17 protein-coding genes are annotated in these 16253 nt (G+C 43.0%); 8 read left to right on the plus strand and 9 right to left on the minus strand.

Translation table 11 applies throughout. From position 1 onward, the window contains the following. The first annotated feature begins 16 nt into the window (after window positions 1-16). Window positions 17-385 (plus strand): glyoxalase, encoded by a 369-nt coding sequence (locus CGB83_RS05955; RefSeq protein WP_100074988.1) that lies wholly within the window; start codon window positions 17-19, stop codon window positions 383-385. A 20-nt stretch (window positions 386-405) separates the two neighbouring features. On the opposite strand, the gene CGB83_RS05960 is transcribed toward CGB83_RS05955, so the two are convergent. Then, the gene (locus CGB83_RS05960) at window positions 406-957 is read right to left on the minus strand and encodes a DNA-3-methyladenine glycosylase I (protein WP_100074989.1); all 552 of its coding nucleotides are present in this window, start codon (window positions 955-957) and stop codon (window positions 406-408) included. A 154-nt stretch (window positions 958-1111) separates the two neighbouring features. Next, window positions 1112-1642: an NAD(P)H-dependent oxidoreductase gene (locus CGB83_RS05965; RefSeq protein ID WP_100074990.1), complete on the minus strand. Its 531-nt coding sequence runs from the start codon at window positions 1640-1642 to the stop codon at window positions 1112-1114. A gap of 89 nt (window positions 1643-1731) precedes the next feature. Here CGB83_RS05965 and CGB83_RS05970 point away from each other — a divergent pair, with 89 nt between their 5' ends. Continuing rightward, the gene (locus CGB83_RS05970) at window positions 1732-2103 is read left to right on the plus strand and encodes a winged helix-turn-helix transcriptional regulator (protein ID WP_100074991.1); all 372 of its coding nucleotides are present in this window, start codon (window positions 1732-1734) and stop codon (window positions 2101-2103) included. Window positions 2104-2154: 51 nt separating this feature from the next. Here the strand turns inward: CGB83_RS05970 and CGB83_RS05975 are convergent, their stop codons facing one another. The 5 genes from CGB83_RS05975 to CGB83_RS05995 form a co-directional block, all read right to left on the minus strand. Continuing rightward, window positions 2155-3729 carry a DHA2 family efflux MFS transporter permease subunit gene (locus CGB83_RS05975; protein ID WP_100074992.1) on the minus strand — a complete coding sequence of 525 codons (1575 nt, stop codon included), beginning with the start codon at window positions 3727-3729 and terminating at the stop codon, window positions 2155-2157. 154 nt (window positions 3730-3883) lie between these two features. Beyond that, the gene (locus CGB83_RS05980) at window positions 3884-4987 is read right to left on the minus strand and encodes an HlyD family secretion protein (RefSeq protein ID WP_100074993.1); all 1104 of its coding nucleotides are present in this window, start codon (window positions 4985-4987) and stop codon (window positions 3884-3886) included. A 23-nt stretch (window positions 4988-5010) separates the two neighbouring features. Beyond that, window positions 5011-6321 (minus strand): TolC family protein, encoded by a 1311-nt coding sequence (locus CGB83_RS05985; protein WP_100074994.1) that lies wholly within the window; start codon window positions 6319-6321, stop codon window positions 5011-5013. Next, window positions 6305-6931: a TetR/AcrR family transcriptional regulator gene (locus CGB83_RS05990; RefSeq protein ID WP_100074995.1), complete on the minus strand. Its 627-nt coding sequence runs from the start codon at window positions 6929-6931 to the stop codon at window positions 6305-6307. The genes CGB83_RS05985 and CGB83_RS05990 overlap by 17 nt, the downstream gene beginning before the upstream one ends. A gap of 295 nt (window positions 6932-7226) precedes the next feature. Further along, a complete protein-coding gene (locus CGB83_RS05995; protein ID WP_100074996.1) occupies window positions 7227-8348 on the minus strand; it encodes a DNA polymerase III subunit in 1122 nt (373 codons plus the stop codon). A gap of 410 nt (window positions 8349-8758) precedes the next feature. Here CGB83_RS05995 and CGB83_RS06000 point away from each other — a divergent pair, with 410 nt between their 5' ends. The 5 genes from CGB83_RS06000 to CGB83_RS06020 all read left to right on the plus strand — a co-directional run bounded on the left by CGB83_RS06000 (window position 8759) and on the right by CGB83_RS06020 (window position 13872). Further along, window positions 8759-10042, plus strand: a complete 1284-nt coding sequence (locus tag CGB83_RS06000; protein WP_100074997.1) for a hypothetical protein — start codon at window positions 8759-8761, stop codon at window positions 10040-10042. Between the two features lies 1 nt (window position 10043). Continuing rightward, window positions 10044-10637 (plus strand): LPS export ABC transporter periplasmic protein LptC, encoded by a 594-nt coding sequence (gene lptC / locus CGB83_RS06005; protein ID WP_100074998.1) that lies wholly within the window; start codon window positions 10044-10046, stop codon window positions 10635-10637. Window positions 10638-10645: 8 nt separating this feature from the next. Further along, window positions 10646-11692 carry an anhydro-N-acetylmuramic acid kinase gene (locus tag CGB83_RS06010; RefSeq protein WP_100074999.1) on the plus strand — a complete coding sequence of 349 codons (1047 nt, stop codon included), beginning with the start codon at window positions 10646-10648 and terminating at the stop codon, window positions 11690-11692. A gap of 189 nt (window positions 11693-11881) precedes the next feature. Then, a complete protein-coding gene (locus CGB83_RS06015) occupies window positions 11882-12751 on the plus strand; it encodes a helix-turn-helix domain-containing protein (protein ID WP_100075000.1) in 870 nt (289 codons plus the stop codon). 68 nt (window positions 12752-12819) lie between these two features. Continuing rightward, on the plus strand, window positions 12820-13872 hold the full coding sequence (locus CGB83_RS06020; RefSeq protein ID WP_100075001.1) for a hypothetical protein: 1053 nt from the start codon (window positions 12820-12822) through the stop codon (window positions 13870-13872). A 69-nt stretch (window positions 13873-13941) separates the two neighbouring features. On the opposite strand, the gene CGB83_RS06025 is transcribed toward CGB83_RS06020, so the two are convergent. Beyond that, complete coding sequence (locus CGB83_RS06025) at window positions 13942-14331, minus strand: orotate phosphoribosyltransferase (RefSeq protein WP_100075002.1); 390 nt, start codon at window positions 14329-14331, stop codon at window positions 13942-13944. Between the two features lie 35 nt (window positions 14332-14366). Between CGB83_RS06025 and CGB83_RS06030 the strand changes: the two genes are divergently transcribed. Continuing rightward, window positions 14367-14972: an NUDIX hydrolase gene (locus CGB83_RS06030; RefSeq protein WP_100075003.1), complete on the plus strand. Its 606-nt coding sequence runs from the start codon at window positions 14367-14369 to the stop codon at window positions 14970-14972. On the opposite strand, the gene CGB83_RS06035 is transcribed toward CGB83_RS06030, so the two are convergent. Next, on the minus strand, window positions 14969-16240 hold the full coding sequence (locus CGB83_RS06035; RefSeq protein ID WP_100075004.1) for a UDP-N-acetylmuramoyl-tripeptide--D-alanyl-D-alanine ligase: 1272 nt from the start codon (window positions 16238-16240) through the stop codon (window positions 14969-14971). The two genes, CGB83_RS06030 and CGB83_RS06035, sit on opposite strands and share 4 nt — an antisense overlap. Between the last annotated feature and the right edge of the window lie 13 nt (window positions 16241-16253).

A 16253-nucleotide genomic window follows, 5' to 3' on the forward strand; every position in this document is an offset into this window, starting at 1 on the left:
CTATAAATTTTACCTCATGATCAGCAAATCAGATTTAAGAATTCCTCTGTCCATACCCATTAATGAAGCAAGCACGCAGGCAGAACGTTTCCAGAACCAGGTCCTGCGGCCCATACTGAAACTTCAGAATGACCTTTATATAGGCCTGTTCTCAAACTATGCATCCCGGCAGATCCCTGCGTTCAGCTCGCTCACTACGGAAAAGAAACATCTCCTGATTGAACAAAGCCTGCAAAAAGACACGGTGCTGAAAAACACCCTGATCGGAATCAGTATCGGCATGCTGACCGGCGAGGAACTGGAAACCTATATTTCCGACAGTAAAACCTTCAACAAGAGAATCGTGGCTATGATTACAGAGAGGATCAAGAGCCAGGTGAAATAACGTGGGATCGCTATAATGAATTACACATCTGCCCATTTAGGCTTCTGCTTTAAGACCTCATGATAGACCGGGCAGCTTTCATCATGGCACCCTTTCAGGTAGCCGGTGCTCATCAGAAATTCATTGACAATTTCCCCGCCGGTAAATTTAAAGGTCTTTTTAAACAGTTTCATCCATTCCGGCAGCGTTTTTGGGTGATGGTGATCAAGCCACTGACCGAAGGAACCGAATTCTTCCTGTAATGCCATAATGGTTTTGGCATTTTCGATAGCCGCATTCACTTTCAGCCTGTTCCTGATAATCCCGGAATCATTCAATAGCCGTTCACGGTCATCCTCTGTGTAAGCAGCTACTTTCTGAATATCAAAATTGTGATACGCTTCCCTGAAACCTTCCTCTTTCTTTAAAATTGTTTCCCAGCTCAGTCCGGCCTGGTTGATCTCCATCACCAATCTGCCGAACAGTTCATTATCGTCATGGATCGGGAATCCGTAATGATGGTCGTGGTACTTTTTATGAAGTGCTTTTCTGCTTTCAGGCTGCATCGTTTCTATGGCTGAACAATAACTCATCTTTAAGTATTAATTTAAAACAAAGATAAGGTGAGTTTGTGACAACTATCAGTCAGGAGGATAAATTAATTGTAGTCATTAATACCTTTTAAGGGAGAATTGATCCGGATACTTTTTTTGGCCAACCCATTCACAAGACAGTAAAACATTTACTCTATAATTTGTCAATATAATCCAGATACAGAGGAATGCTCGCTTCAACATGTTCTGATGAAGGGTCCTGTTCCAGACCATAATAGACAAACGGCCCGCGGTAATCGGCTTTTACATAGTCAAAGGTAAGTTCAAAGGGCCTGAGCAGCTCTTTCATTGTATATTTGTATCTTCCTGTGGCACTGAAATCCTTATCGTCAATCCCGGCAGATATTGCTAATGCGATTTTCTTTCCTTTCATTTTGAAGCCACTGCTGCTTCCGTAAGCCCAGCCGTACAGAAGTACCTCGTCAAACCATTTTTTCAGTAACGGCGGGCTGCTGAACCAATAGAACGGAAACTGAAATATGATTGTATCATAGGCTTCAATTAATTTCTGTTCTTTTTCTACATCAAACTTTCCGTCCGGATAGGCTTTATATAATTCATACACTGTATATTTCTCCGGGAACTGGTTCAGTACTTCAACCCATCTTTTATTAATAACAGAAGTCTCCATATTGGGGTGGATAACAATGATCAATGTTTTCATATTCTAAATTTCTGTTTCAAAAATAATAGATGTAACTTACATTTTCAATATAGGCAACCCATTGTACGGTACTATAAAAAATGTAAGTAATGACTAAAATAAAAGAGACATCAACAACTTTTGCCAATAAGAAAGCCCTTACGGAAGAGTGTCCTGAATTGTATGCCTCAAGGCTTATTGGCGGACAGTGGTCGCTTGCGATCTGCAGCTACCTTATCAACGGAAAATTAAGGTTCGGGGAGCTGAGGAAAAGCCTGGGAAATATAACCGAGCGAATGCTCACGCTTCAATTAAGGCGGCTTGAAGAAGATAACATTGTCACACGAACGGTTTATGCGGAAGTTCCTCCCAGAGTTGAATATGAACTGACGGAAATCGGCTATAAATTAAAACCGGTTATAGAAGAACTGGACAAATGGGGAACCATGCATAAGGCCAGCCTTAAAGACGTTTCCATTTAAATAAAAAACCTCCGAAAATCAATCGGAAGTTTAGTATGATTTGAAACAAAATTAATGTACGTTGCTGAGATCTATCTTTTCCTTGCTTTTCCTTTCCTTAATGAACAGGATAAACGGAATACAGATCAGGAATACCAGTCCCAGGTACAGGAACACATCCATATAGGAAAGCACGGTCGCCTGTTTGGTTACGGATAAATCCAGAATTTTGTAAGCAGCACTCATGGCTGCATCCGGTGACATGCCTTTTGCGATAAAGCTTGCTTTCAGTCCGTTCAGCCGTTGCTGCACATCAAAGCTGTTCTCATCCAGATGGGAAATCAGGTTGACCCTGTGCTTCTGGCTTTCATTGGCTATAAAGGTAGTGATCGCGGCAATACCGAATGAACCTCCCAGCTGCCTCATCATTCCGGTAAAAGCAGCTCCCTGTCCGATTTCCTGTCCTTTCAGCGTACTCAGTGACAGCGAGGTAATCGGGATGAACAATAAGCCTAATCCGGCTCCCCGTACGATCAGCATCCAGAAAAAAGCATCCTTACCGGTATCCGGGGTGAGAATTTTATATCCCCAGAAGCTGTAAATAAAGAATATGAAAAGCCCAAGCGCCACCAGGATCTGCTGTTTTGCTCCTTTAGTAAGCAGCTTTCCGATAATCGGCATCATGAAAGCGGTGGTCAACGCCGCCGGAATCATCAACGCCCCCGACTGTAAGGCTGTCCAACCCAGAATACTCTGGGTATAAAGCGGAACAATAAACGTGGAGCCATACAACCCGAACCCAAGCACAAAGGACATTACGGTACCGATCCGGAGATTCCCGTTTTTGAGTACCCTCAGCTCCACAATGGGATATTTAAAGGTAAGCTCCCGCCACAGGAAGAGAATAAACCCGATGACTGCCGTTGCCGTGAAGGCGATAATCATCCCGCTTTCGAACCAGTCTTCCTCATGGCCTCTTTCCAGGATAAACTGTAAAGAACCTACGGTAGCTGCCAGCAAAGCAATCCCGATCCAGTCTACATCTGATACTTTACGTTTCTCAGCATACTTCGGACTCCTCACAAACTGGAGCGTCATTAAGGTAGCTGCAATCCCGATCGGGATGTTAATATAGAAAATGTACGGCCAGCTGTAGTTATCCACAATATATCCTCCTAAGGGCGGACCTAATGTAGGGCCGATGATTACACCCAAACCGTAAATAGCCTGGGCCATACTTCTCTTTTCAACCGGATAAGATTCCGTGATGATGGTTTGTGAAGTCACCAGAAGGGCTCCCCCTCCGATTCCCTGCATCAGCCTGAAAAATACCAGTTCCCAAATGTTGGTGGCATTTCCGCAGAGAAATGAGAAGACGGTAAAGATGATGATGGAAGCCGCAAAATAGTTCCTTCTCCCGAACTGCTGCGACAGCCAGCTCGTCATCGGTACAATGATTACGTTACCGATGGCATAGGCAGTAATCACCCATCCCACTTCGGAAAGTGTAGCCCCAAGGTTCCCTTTCATCTCATTCAGCGCCACATTCACGATGGTAGAGTCTACAATTTCAAGCAAAGCACACAGAATAGCGGTAATCGTAATGATTACCCTCCTGGCTCCATATTCTACTAATGAATCCTGCATAATTTTATACGATGTATTTTTTGTGCAATGTAAAATGTAATAAAGTACTGATGTATACTGTAATGATAATCCTACATTCTTTCAATGCCTTTATATAAGCATAGTGAACAGAATCATCAGTACATGGATACTTTATTACACCCATACATCCATACTATTTAAGAGAAACCTCCACTTTCACGTTCATCCCGGTTCTCAGCCTTTTGGCGATATTTTTGTCAAGGTTCACAAAGTCAATCTTCACAGGAAGCCTTTGCACCACCTTTACGAAGTTACCGCTGGCATTATCGGGAGGAAGAATAGAGAATGTGGCTCCGGTTGCCGGAGAAAACGAGCTTACCACTCCATCAAATTCCTGATCGGGGAAAGCATCAATCTCCACTTTCACTTTCTGGCCTTCCACCATTTTATCCACCTGGGTTTCCTTAAAGTTAGCCACTACCCATTTCTGGTCGTCTTTAACCAAAGCAAATAGCTGTGCTCCGGCCTGCAGGTATTGTCCGGCCTGGATTGGCACTTTTCCAACGTAACCGTCTTCAGGAGCAAGGATAACCGTGTACGAAAGGTTTAATTTAGCATTTTCCACATCTACTTCACGCTGCTTGGCCACTGAACCAGCCACGCTGATCTGCTGTGAGCTTGCTGCGGTCTGTGAAGACGCGATATTGGTCTGTTGTGCAATCTGGTTTCTCTGATCAATTAACACCTGAAGCTGCTTATCTGCAGTCTGTTTTGCTGCTAAAGCCTGCTCATACTGCTGCTCAGTGATGGAATGGTCTTTTACCAGGTTGGCGTATCTTTTCAGATCCTGACTAGTTTTCCATACGTTGACTTTAGCAGCTTCAATCTGTGCGTTGGCTGTCGTCACCGCTGCCTGGGAAGAACCTATGTTCTTGGAAGTCGCTGTAGTAGATGCCTGAGCATTGGAAATATTGCTCTTAGCGGTTGCGAGTGCTGCTTCAGCCTGTTGCAGCGCTATTTTCTGGTCCCTGCTGTCCAGGACCACCAAGGTGTCCCCTTTTTTTACAAACTGGTTATCTTTTACTTTCACTTCGGTTACATAGCCCGATATTTTAGAGATTACGGGTGCCATATTGGACGTGATCTGTGCATCATCCGTTTCTTCATGAGACTGTCTGTATGTATAGGTATTGTACCCGTAGATTCCTCCTCCGATTAAAACAACCGCCAGGATAATAGGGAAAACCAGGCTTTTTTTCTTTTTTGGTTCCGCTGATGGTGTAGTATTATTTTCCATTGTTGAGTATCGTTCTTGATTTTTTATTTATTTGTTAAAGTTCCTGTTGTCTGTAATAATTTTCTATAGGCCAGTGCTGCATCTGCTTTCGCATTGATTACGCCTACATTGGCGGCGATCTGTGCTGCGTCTGCATCCAGCAGTTCGGTCATTGTCGCAAGGCCGTTGTCATATTTGTTTTTGGTAATCCTGTAATTCTCATTGGCCTGCTCTGCAGATTTCTCGAAAACGGCAATCCTCTTTTTAGAATAGTCTGTATTCTGGTACTCCCTGTTGACATCAAGCTTGATGTTATCATTAAGCAGTTCATTAGTGGCAGCGAGCTGCATTTCACGGGCTTTAGACTGTTTCAATGAAGAGTTTTCCTTCCAGATATTGGACAGGTTGTATGAGATCCCGACACCAACGTTCACCGCATTATAAATGGTTAAAAACTTAGGAATATCTGCGGCCACATATCCTCCGGTAAAAGCAATGGAAGGCAGGTTTTCCGCTTTAGCGGATTTTGTCCCGAGTGCAGCCGCCTGTCTCTGTTTATCCAGCGCCTGAAGGTCTTTACGGTTTTCCCTGGCGGTACTGATGTAATAATCCACAGGTTTCATATCTTCCCCTTCCTCAATATAATTCTGGTCCACCTCTATTTCCGTGGTTTCCGGAATTCCCAGCAACAGGTCCATATTGATGTTGGCAATATTGTAGTTGTTTTTGGCTTCCAGCAGCTGGAGCTCAATATTGGATGTCTGGAGATTGGCTTTCAAACGGTCATTCCTTGCGATAACACCGTTGTTTTCAAGCTTCAGGAAAGTCTCATCCCTCTGCTGGGAGGCCGTAAGGTTTTCTTCCAGTACCCTGATCGCCTGATTGGCCTTGAAAAGGTTGTTATACGCCTGCGCTACATTATAGGCAATAGCGGTTTTATCATTTTCTGTATTGAGTTTGGAAGCTTCTACGAGATATTTTGCTGATTCAATCCCATATTTTATTCTCCCGCCGCTGTAGATCGGAATACTGAGGTTGGCCGATCCGTAGGCTACCTGATGGACTTCAGGACCGCCGCCGGCTACCCCGGGAAGTTTAATATTGATGTTGGGCTTCAGAGGGAGGTACATGTAACTTCCGGATACTTTAAGTTCCGGTAACTGCCTGTTTTTGGCCTCCAGAAGGTCGGCGGTAGCCTCTTCGATTTTTGCGGCATCGATTTTCAGGCTTTTGCTGTTCTGGATACCCAGCTGTACGGCTTCATCAAGGGTAAGGGTCCTTTTCTCCTGGGCATTTATGTTTGCGAAGCCCACGAACAGGGCCAGTGCAATAACGGAGTTATTTATTTTCTTCATAACCTAAAAGGTCTTTTAATATGTATTTAATGTGTGTATTGAGCTCGCTGTAATATTCTTCATCAAAAACATCTTCATCATCAGTATTGTTTAAAAATTCCTTGTACATCTCCTTGGCATTGGAGGCATAAAACAGGGTTCCGCTTACGGTAGAATGCAACAGATAAATAGGAGGCCTTTTGGTAAATACCCCACTCTTCAGTCCGGCTTCCAGGATCTGCGAATACAGCCCGATAAATCCCAGTTTGGTCTGTTTCAGAAACTCTATGATCTGCAGGCTTTTGGTATGGAGCTGTTCCCGCTGCATGATCCTGTAAAAACATTTGTGTACTTTTACCCTTTCTGTAAACTGATCGACCAGCTTCTCTATTTTTACCCATTCATTGATATCGGTCCTGTCCATAATATCCTTCGAAAGGAACTGGCCTTCATTCATCCTGTACTCCACCAGCTTTTCATACAGCTTTTCTTTAGAACCGAAATAATAGGAAATCATAGAGATGTTTACATTGGCTGCTTTGGCTATTTCGCGAGTGGAAGTTCCTTCAAACCCTTTTTCCGCAAAAAGGCTTTCAGCAGCAAATAAAATATTCTCTTCTTTTGATATCATGTATACTTCTATTTTCCGGGTGCAAAGATAATCAAGATTTAAATAAAATCAAACGTTTGATTGATTTTTAATTTATTTTTAATTTTTGCTTAATACAGGTCTGCAAAAAACATGATTTAAACTCAATAGTACTTGGATAAAAGCTGAAGCTATCCGATGCTCATCAATAATCAATCCAAAAAAATAATTGCTGGAAATACAAAGCAAGGGATGCATATAAAAAACTGACTTAAAATCAGTTAAGCATCAGTAAAACATTCTGTCCTGACAATAATAATACTGGAAAGGGATGGTTTTATGGCGTACTTTTGTGAATGTACCGGGACAGCTTTATTCCCAGGTCCGTCCAGACAATCTTGGGGTTCCCGTTACGGGTAAGATGCAGGTCTGCCGTATTGATTTCTTCTAAAATACTTTCAATATTCGCTCCGCTGATGAATTTTGAAAATCCGGGCCAGTTGAAACCGTTGGCATTGATTTTTTTGTACACCAGGTTTTCCGACTGGTAATTCTGAAGCAGGGCCAGCCTGAAGATTTCCGAACAGTAATCGAGGAAATTCTTCTGCTTTTCACGGTTCCATCCTGCAATATCCCGTGCCCACGTGATAATGCTCCTGAGCTGTTGCGGCTTCTTCTTGACCTGGAATGCATCGCGCACCCACTGGACAAACAGCCGTTCGAATTCTTCATTTTTACTTCCTGAACGCAGCAGTTTAAGGGCATCGTTCAGGTTTCCCTGGGCTTCATGGATGATTTCTTTTGCCTTTTCCGAAGTAACCGCATGATGGCGGGCCAGGTACTGTTCAAGATCCTCATCGGTAATCCTGGGTACTTCTACAATCTGTGTCCGCGAAAGGATGGTCGGGAGGATGTCATTGCTGCTTTCCGCGGTAAGGATAATGACGGTTTTGGCAGGCGGTTCCTCAAGAAACTTCAGGAATTTATTGGCTGCAGCGACGTTCATTTTATCCGCCCGCCATACAATCAGGATTTTGGTGCCGCCTTCAAAGCTTTTCAGGGCGAATTTCTGGTTCTGGTCATCCACTTCATCGGCTGAAATAAACAGCTGCTTGTTTTCCGAATCCAGGAAAGCCGTCCAATCGTCATAACTCGAATACGGAGAGCTGATCATCATATCCCTGAAAGACTCGAACTTATTTTTGCTTAAGGAATTTTTACCATCTGTATATACCGGAAAGCTGAAATGCAGGTCCAGGTGGTTAAGGTGGTCTACTTTTGAAGCGGCATGCCCATGCTCCCGCTGCAGGATTTCCCTGGCATAGGCTAGCGCCAGAGGAAAGGTTCCGTATCCCTCTTTTCCCACAAAAAGCTGGGCATGGCTCACCCTGTTTTCATCGATACTGTCCCGGAGAAGTTTTTTCAGATTCTCCTGTCCGGCAATGTGCTCCCAATTCATGGCCCAAAGATAAAAATTTGCGGTTTATTATGCGTTAATTTTATTTTATAAGTGAATCCATAGTGCTTTAAATGATTTGTTGGCATCTCCACCACTTTAAAGATTCACACATGATGTTCAAATGCTTCTGAAACGGTACAATCTAAATGCAGGTCCTATCAGACAGTATTTTGAAAGCTAAAATCATTTGCTCTCCTGATTTCATAAACGAGTCCAATATATTTTGTAATACGTTTAAACCCTATTTTCCAGCATCATAACAACATGATCTTCCCCTCAAATTTGCTGATAACAAAGCCGGTCAATCACAGGTTATCCCCCGCTTCATCCCCTTAACAAACTTTAACCTCAGGAAATTTTTACAATTCATTAATATTTAAGATATTTGCGCATTATTTTAAAAATAAAGAATGAAAAAAATCTTTGTACTATCATTCATATCAGTTGGGTATTTCCTAAATGCACAGAGTATCAGTAATTCACCCTATGCAACCTACGGAATCGGAGATGTAAAATATGATAATACGATCGAAACTTCCTCTATGGGAGGTATATCTACCGCTTTTGTCAGCGATTTCAGCAGCAGCTTCAATTTTGCTAACCCTGCGAATAATGCCAATTTCGAACTTACGAGCATCAGGCTGGAAGCAACGAATGAAAACAATTACTTCAAGACTAACTATAATAATACGAAGGTTACCAAACATTCTACGTATCTTTCCAATATTGCCCTGGCATTCCCTTTATCACCAAAAGTGAAAATGGGACTTTCCTATCAGCCCTACAGTTCCAAAAGCTATGACATCATACATTCCGAGACCCTGGCCAACGGTAATATCGTAGCCAACAGGTTCAGAGGAAGCGGAACGCTGAATACGGCACAGGCTGCCCTTTCCTATAAGGTAAGCGACCAGTTTTCCGTAGGGGCAAGAGCAAACTTATATTTCGGAAAGCTAAATGACCTTAATGAACTGGCGTATTCCAACGCAGAACTGATTAACGGTTATGAGACCAGCAACAGCATCCATAACTTCAACTTTACATTAGGAGCCAATTACCAGCACCTGAATACCCGCACCGATCGTAAATTTACCATCGGGGCCACCACAACGTTCGGAAACACCAGCAACATGACGACGGATTACGTCAACAGTACTTATTTCTATTCTGATGCTGCAGCAACTACAAAAAGCAACGAAAGCATTATTGAGCAGAAGAGCACCAACTCCAAAAATCTTCTTCCTTTTCAGGCATCCCTGGGTTTAGGATACGGTGAAGAAAACAGATGGTTCCTTTCTGTTCAGGGAGATTATAAAAAAGGCGAAAGCATTGCCTATTTCGGAAGCAGCCTGGATTTACAGGACTCTTACCGGATTTCTGCCGGAGGATGGTACCTGCCGAACTACAACAACTTCAGAAGTTATTTCTCCCGCGTGGTATACCGTTACGGGGCTTTCTACGAAAAAGGGAACCTGCAGATTGCCGGAACCAACATCAATAAGTTCGGACTTACCGGAGGGGTTCTTCTTCCATTCAAAAATAGCAGCATCACCCGTATGAGCGGACTGGAGCTCGGACTGGAAGTAGGAAAAAGAGGAACTCTTAAAAACAACCTGATCAACCAGAATTACATCAACATCAAAGTAGGCTTCAATTTTGCCGACAAATGGTTCAGAAAAACACTGTACAATTAAGATGGAATTCTTGAGAAACATATTCATTAAAAAAAATATAGCATACCTTTTCAGTTGTGCTATATTTTTTATGACCATGTCCTGTGAGGAAGACCTTACCAAATCCAAAGATAACCAGAGCCGGAACTTCCCGTCAGAAATCATCCATAATGCCCATATCACCAAGAGGGATTCAGGATTTGTCACGATGAAAGCCATTGCTCCCATCATAGAAAAATATGAGCTGATAGACAGTCCGTATATCGTGGCTAAAAAAGGGATTGACATTGAGTTTTTCGATAAGAAGAAACCAAAAGTCCCGGGAAAGATCACTGCAAAATATGCCCGCATCTTTGAATACAAAAAATTCTATGAAGCCAAAGGCAATGTAAGGATCACCACCAACGAAGGCCAGCGTTTTGCCATGCAGAGCGTATACTGGGACCAGAAAAAGAACCGGATCTATACGCATGACACGGTATTTGTAACCATGGAAGACGGTTCTACCCTGGTAGGAGCCAAAGGAATGACCGCTAAAGACGACTTTTCCGAGTATACGTTCTTTGACAATACCGGGGATTTCAGTTCAAAGCAACTTTCCGAAAGTAAAAGATAATTCCGGGTATGACTTTTCACGCAATCGGGCTCATGTCCGGAACAAGTTTAGACGGACTGGATCTCTGTTTTGCCGAATTTGAAAAAACAGGAACCACCTGGACGTTCAGGATCCTTAAGGCTGAAACACTTCCCTACTCTGAAGACTGGGAAAACAAACTCAGGAATTCAATCCTGCTTTCTGCCCAAGAACTGCTGGAACTGCATTCGGAATACGGGTATTACCTCGGAAAACAGGTTAAAGAATTCATTCACAGGCATCGGCTTGACAATATCAGCCTGATCGCATCCCACGGTCACACGGTTTTCCATCAGCCGGAGAAAAAATTCACATTACAGATCGGTGACGGCAGAGCCATCAAACTGGAAACCGGATTACCGGTCATCTATGATTTCAGAAGCCAGGACGTCCTGATGGGCGGCAACGGAGCACCGCTGGTTCCAATCGGTGACGAACTGCTTTTTTCCCGATACAGCGCCTGCCTCAACCTGGGTGGGTTTTCCAATATTTCTTTATCATGGGAAGGAGAAAGGATTGCTTTTGATATCGCACCGGTGAATATTGTCCTGAATTATTTAGCACAGCAGCTTCATAAAAGTTTTGATGAAAATGGTGCCTTAGCAGAAAAGGGGCATATCCATGAAGATTTACTTGACCGGCTTAACGCATTAGACTTCTATCATCATTCCCACCCTAAATCATTAGGCGTGGAATGGTGCCTTCAGCACATATTTCCGGCCTTTGAAAATAGGGAAACCACAGATGCCCTGGCTACCTTTACAGAACATGCGGCCCAGCAGATTTCGGCTGTCATCAATATCTATCCTATAAAAGACATCCTGATTACCGGCGGCGGCGCGTACAATACCCTTCTGATTGAAAAAATAAAGTCAAAGACAAAAGCTTCCATCATCATTCCCGAAAAAGAGATCATCGATTACAAGGAAGCGCTGATATTCGCTTTCATGGGTGTTTTAAGAATGAACAATGAGGTTAATGTGCTGTCTTCTGCAACGGGAAGCAATGCTGATCATTGTTCAGGCATAATGGCTTAAAAGGAAATTTCACAGCCAGGTATTTCATTTTCCAGTCCTACCTTCTGCTACTTTTATCATTTTAAGTAGCCCTCCTTTTGCTGACTTTCTGTATGCAGTATCAAACTACGATTTTGTTTTGCATGCAGGACAGATCATGAAAATTTGTATTTTTACCGTAATCATCAAACCATAATAACCGGTAAAAGAATGGCACCAGTTCCCCAGATCAAAACCTATCATTTTCTGCCCTGCAAATATGGTTCAGAGCTGCTACTGGATATCGGGCGTATTGAAACATTAAAAAATTATGTATTGAACACTGCCCTGCATCAGCTCAGTTTTTACGAAATCATTTTCATCCGGGAGGGATCTGGAACATTTGTGCTGGATGAAAATAAAATATTAATACATCCGAGAACCGTTATTTTCACCAGTCCGGGCCAGATTCGCCGATGGGAAATTGAAGAAGAAGTCAGAGGGTATACGCTGTTCTTTGAGAAAGATTTTCTCCACCTGTTTTTTTCGGATGAGTTGTTTCTGTATCGATTTCAATACTTTCACCAATATTCGCATCCGTCAGAAATGCAGATCGGTGAAATATCCTTCGGGAAATGCTTAGAACTTCTGCAAGAAACAGAACTTGAATTTGAACATATTCAGAATGACAGCAATCACCTCATTCGGTCACTTTTATATCAGTTGCTCATCCTGCTCAACCGCTATTATGCGGATGCCTACCATGTTCAGCGGGATACCTTTATCCATCCGGATTTCTACAGATTCCGGTCTTTGCTGGAAAAAAAATTCTTAGAGGAGCAGACTGTTGAAGCCTATACTAAAATGCTGAATGTGAGCCCCGGATTCCTGAATAAGATATGCAGGCAATTCAGTGGTTTATCAGCACAACAGATGATTCATAACAAACTGATTTCGGAAATAAAGAAACAGCTTTATCAGAACAAATCAGCCAAAGAAGTTGGATACGAATTCGGATTTTCAGATCCCTCCAATTTCAACCGCTTCTTTAAAAAAATCACCCGTATGACTCCCCGGCAATACCAAAAGGGGTTAAAATGACCTTTCTAAATACAAAATGACCTTTTCGCAGGGTACCCATATTCCTAATTTTACAGAAAAAAAGGAATATGATACAATCTACAGCAGTCTTTCTTTTATTCTTTATTATGAATCTGGCTTGGATTAGGGCAGAACAATTATATGTCAATCCCCGGACCGGCAACGACACCAATTCCGGAATGAAAACTCAGCCGTTAAAGACGCTTTCCGAAGCAGCGAGACGTGTCAACCTCAATACAGCAAAGGAAGGAACAACAATCATCCTGTCAGAAGGCACTTATCTGTTAACCAGTACCGTCCTGTTTACTAATGATAAATACAGCGTTACCAACCGCCTGGTCATTCGCGCGGAAGTGATGCCTGATGATTTGGGATGGACGCCTAAAAATATGCCGATTATTATAACGGCTGTGCCTCCTGAGCCAGGCGTAGGCGGAGAAGAGGCCAAAGGCATACAGCCCGAGGTAAACCATGTAACTATTGAAGGTCTGAGGTTTACGGGCAGCCCGGATTATACCTATATCGACCACAATAATTTACGCCGTTCTTATCCTATCTGGCGCGACGGGAAAAGTCTGGATGACCTGCTGGTAACCCAGTGCCTGTTTGCAGGAAATATAGATGTGTTACCATTGCACGTAGGCGTGATAGCCAATGGTTATGGGCTGGTTATCGATCATTGTGTCTTTTTCAACTGCAAAATCCCTGTTGTTTTTTGGAAAAATGACGGAAAGACCGGCAGTCGGAGTGCTATGAGGCATTCTCTGGTGTATGGAGGGTATTTTTGTGGAGTATGGACCACACAGGGAACCAATGGAGATGATTTCGACTTTCATCACAATATCATTGCTAACACAAGTACGGTATGGATCAGGGAAAAAGGAAGCACGCGGCGGTATACAGGTTCAGACTGTATATTCAGCAACTACAACAAACTGGCTGGATATGGAAGTGGCCCTTTGAGCGACAGTGACACTACTTCTACAGATTTTCTTAACATGAAAAATGTAGAGACCACCGGAACAATAACCATCGAAAAAGATCAGAGTAAACGTAATTACCTCCAGCTGGCAGCAGGTTCGGCAGGTGAAGACTTAAATGCAGGACTTTTTAAAAAATGAAATCAATAATCAGATCTGTATGGATCCTGTTGTCCTAAATAATAAGAACCTTCATGATGAAGGTTCCTGTTATTTATAAGCTTCGATTTTATCGGTCAGCGTATTGATAAAATTCTGTAACGGCTTCTCTACCATCATCTTGATGAACGGATTGAATTTCCCTTCAAACAACATCTGTACTTCAGTCTGGTTTTCGCTCAAAGGTTTTAACGTCGCCGTGAGTGCAAAGTCCAGGCTTGAACTGGCAGATTTCAGCACCGCTTTTTCATCGGTTACTTCATCAATCTTCAGTGCAATTTCAGGCATGCCCTGTAAGCCGAATTTAAAGCCATCCTCCCAGGTTTCAAATTTCTGAAGGCCGTCCGGCATAAAGTTTTTATAATTTTCAGGTGATTTCAGTAATTCGGTTAATTCTTTAGATGATTTATTGACAATTATTTTTCGTCCTTCTAAATTCATTTTTTATTTTTGTATTTAATTCTTAATTCTTACAAATGTATAAAGTTTTTGTGAACGAAAAAAAATTATTACTGTCTAAGCAGCCTGAAGCAATGGAAAAGAAGCTTAGCTACGAGAGTTTCACAACTTTAGAAATGGCGCTGGACCTTCTGGAGAACACTTCGGTAAAAGAGCTGAATGTATATGGTGAATCTATCGATGAAATCTGGGATGAGTTCCGCAAACTGTTCAGAATTATAGAAGCTGCCGGCGGTGTCGTGAATAACCCGGATGGCGAAATTCTCTTTATCAAAAGGCTCGGAAGGTGGGACCTTCCCAAAGGCAAAATGGAAAAAGGCGAATCCCGTGAAGAGTCTGCCGTACGTGAAATTGAAGAGGAAACGGGGTTACGCAATGTCAACCTTATCCGGTTCATCAATACCACCTACCATGTCTATGTGGAAAGGAACGGTGAAAAGATCCTTAAATGTACCCACTGGTTCGAAATGAGCTTTAGCGGTGAAGATACGTCAACCCCTCAGATCGAGGAAGGCATCACGGAAGTAGCGTGGAAAAATGCCCGACAGATCGAAAGCGAGGTTTTCCCAAGCACTTTTCAGAACATCAAACTTATTATCGAGGAATTCCGGAACCTGGATTAAATGAGATCTGCCGCCTTTTCAAGGGCAATTCCGCGGGAAGCTTTCAGAAGGATATTCTCCGACCGGACAGGATGTTCTTTTAAATAGTCCATCAGTTCCGCCGTGCTTTCAAAAGCTTCGGTATCCTGATTAACGGTTCTGAAGTTTTTCCCTACGGTAATGACCTGGTCAAAGCCAAGCTGACGGGCCAGTTCCAGGATGCCAAGGTGCTCTTCTTCGCTCTCCTCTCCCAGTTCCAGCATATCTCCGATGATGATCGTCTTGCTGCCTTCAAAAGTAATGAAGTTCTGCAGCGATGCTGCCATGGAGCTCGGATTGGCATTATAGGTATCCATCACCAGTGTTTTACCCGGTCTTTTAACGATCTGTGAACGCATATTGGTGGGTGTATAGCTTTCCACAGCTTCTTTGATATTTTCAAAATCAATCCCGAAATGCAATCCCAGGGCGGCGGCGGCACATAAGTTGGTAAAATTATAAATACCGGTGAGTTTGGAAACTGCTTGGATTCCCTGATATTGAAGGCCAACGAACTGCTCCTGAGTCATCAGATCAAATCTATAGTCTGAATTTTCTGTTCCGAATGTGATCCTGTGGGCATATCCTTCCGTTTTTTCTTTCTGAATGGCATCATCCTCATTGACGAGAATGGTCTTTTGATGACTCTTAAGATAATCATACAGCTCAGATTTACCTTTAATTACCCCTTCAAATCCCCCGAAACCCTCCAAGTGGGCTTTACCGAAATTGGTGATATACCCGAAATCCGGCTGTGCAATGCTGCACAGAAGCTCTATTTCCTTCTGGTGGTTGGCTCCCATTTCAATGACGGCCATTTCATGTTCCGGCTTTATGGAAAGCAGGGTTAAGGGAACCCCGATATGGTTGTTCAGGTTTCCGGATGTATACTGTACGTTGAATTTTTGGGAAAGTACGGCATGAATGAGCTCTTTGGTCGTGGTTTTTCCGTTGCTGCCTGTAAGCCCGATGACAGGAATGTCCAGCTGATGCCGGTGGTAAACGGCCAATGCCTGTAAAAATTCCAGTGTAGAAGGAACATAATATATATTCCGCTCAGTGTTTTCAAACTGCTGCTGTTCCACAATAACAGCTATAGCACCAGCATCAACAGCTTTTTCTGCGTGTTCAGCCGCATTGAAATTCTCACCTGAGAAAGCAAAGAAAATGTCGCCCTGCTCTATTTTCCTGCTGTCTATGGTTACCTTTCCGGACTGTAGAAATAACGGATAAAACTGTTCTGCATTCATGGGTCAAAAATAA

This window comes from Chryseobacterium camelliae, assembly GCF_002770595.1.
GTDB classification, from domain to species: Bacteria; Bacteroidota; Bacteroidia; order Flavobacteriales; family Weeksellaceae; genus Chryseobacterium; species Chryseobacterium camelliae.

What these genes read in the sequence shown, in the direction of transcription:
- CGB83_RS05980 (WP_100074993.1), bottom strand. Translation starts at nt 4,987, where the DNA reads ATGGAAAATAATACTACACCATCAGCGGAACCAAAAAAGAAAAAAAGC.
- CGB83_RS06025 (WP_100075002.1), bottom strand. Translation starts at nt 14,331, where the DNA reads ATGAATTTAGAAGGACGAAAAATAATTGTCAATAAATCATCTAAAGAA.
- CGB83_RS06015 (WP_100075000.1), top strand. Translation starts at nt 11,882, where the DNA reads ATGGCACCAGTTCCCCAGATCAAAACCTATCATTTTCTGCCCTGCAAA.
- CGB83_RS05995 (WP_100074996.1), bottom strand. Translation starts at nt 8,348, where the DNA reads ATGAATTGGGAGCACATTGCCGGACAGGAGAATCTGAAAAAACTTCTC.
- CGB83_RS05955 (WP_100074988.1), top strand. Translation starts at nt 17, where the DNA reads ATGATCAGCAAATCAGATTTAAGAATTCCTCTGTCCATACCCATTAAT.
- CGB83_RS05960 (WP_100074989.1), bottom strand. Translation starts at nt 957, where the DNA reads ATGAGTTATTGTTCAGCCATAGAAACGATGCAGCCTGAAAGCAGAAAA.
- CGB83_RS06035 (WP_100075004.1), bottom strand. Translation starts at nt 16,240, where the DNA reads ATGAATGCAGAACAGTTTTATCCGTTATTTCTACAGTCCGGAAAGGTA.
- CGB83_RS06030 (WP_100075003.1), top strand. Translation starts at nt 14,367, where the DNA reads ATGTATAAAGTTTTTGTGAACGAAAAAAAATTATTACTGTCTAAGCAG.
- CGB83_RS05985 (WP_100074994.1), bottom strand. Translation starts at nt 6,321, where the DNA reads ATGAAGAAAATAAATAACTCCGTTATTGCACTGGCCCTGTTCGTGGGC.
- lptC (WP_100074998.1), top strand. Translation starts at nt 10,044, where the DNA reads ATGGAATTCTTGAGAAACATATTCATTAAAAAAAATATAGCATACCTT.
- CGB83_RS05965 (WP_100074990.1), bottom strand. Translation starts at nt 1,642, where the DNA reads ATGAAAACATTGATCATTGTTATCCACCCCAATATGGAGACTTCTGTT.
- CGB83_RS06020 (WP_100075001.1), top strand. Translation starts at nt 12,820, where the DNA reads ATGATACAATCTACAGCAGTCTTTCTTTTATTCTTTATTATGAATCTG.
- CGB83_RS06010 (WP_100074999.1), top strand. Translation starts at nt 10,646, where the DNA reads ATGACTTTTCACGCAATCGGGCTCATGTCCGGAACAAGTTTAGACGGA.
- CGB83_RS05975 (WP_100074992.1), bottom strand. Translation starts at nt 3,729, where the DNA reads ATGCAGGATTCATTAGTAGAATATGGAGCCAGGAGGGTAATCATTACG.
- CGB83_RS05990 (WP_100074995.1), bottom strand. Translation starts at nt 6,931, where the DNA reads ATGATATCAAAAGAAGAGAATATTTTATTTGCTGCTGAAAGCCTTTTT.
- CGB83_RS06000 (WP_100074997.1), top strand. Translation starts at nt 8,759, where the DNA reads ATGAAAAAAATCTTTGTACTATCATTCATATCAGTTGGGTATTTCCTA.
- CGB83_RS05970 (WP_100074991.1), top strand. Translation starts at nt 1,732, where the DNA reads ATGACTAAAATAAAAGAGACATCAACAACTTTTGCCAATAAGAAAGCC.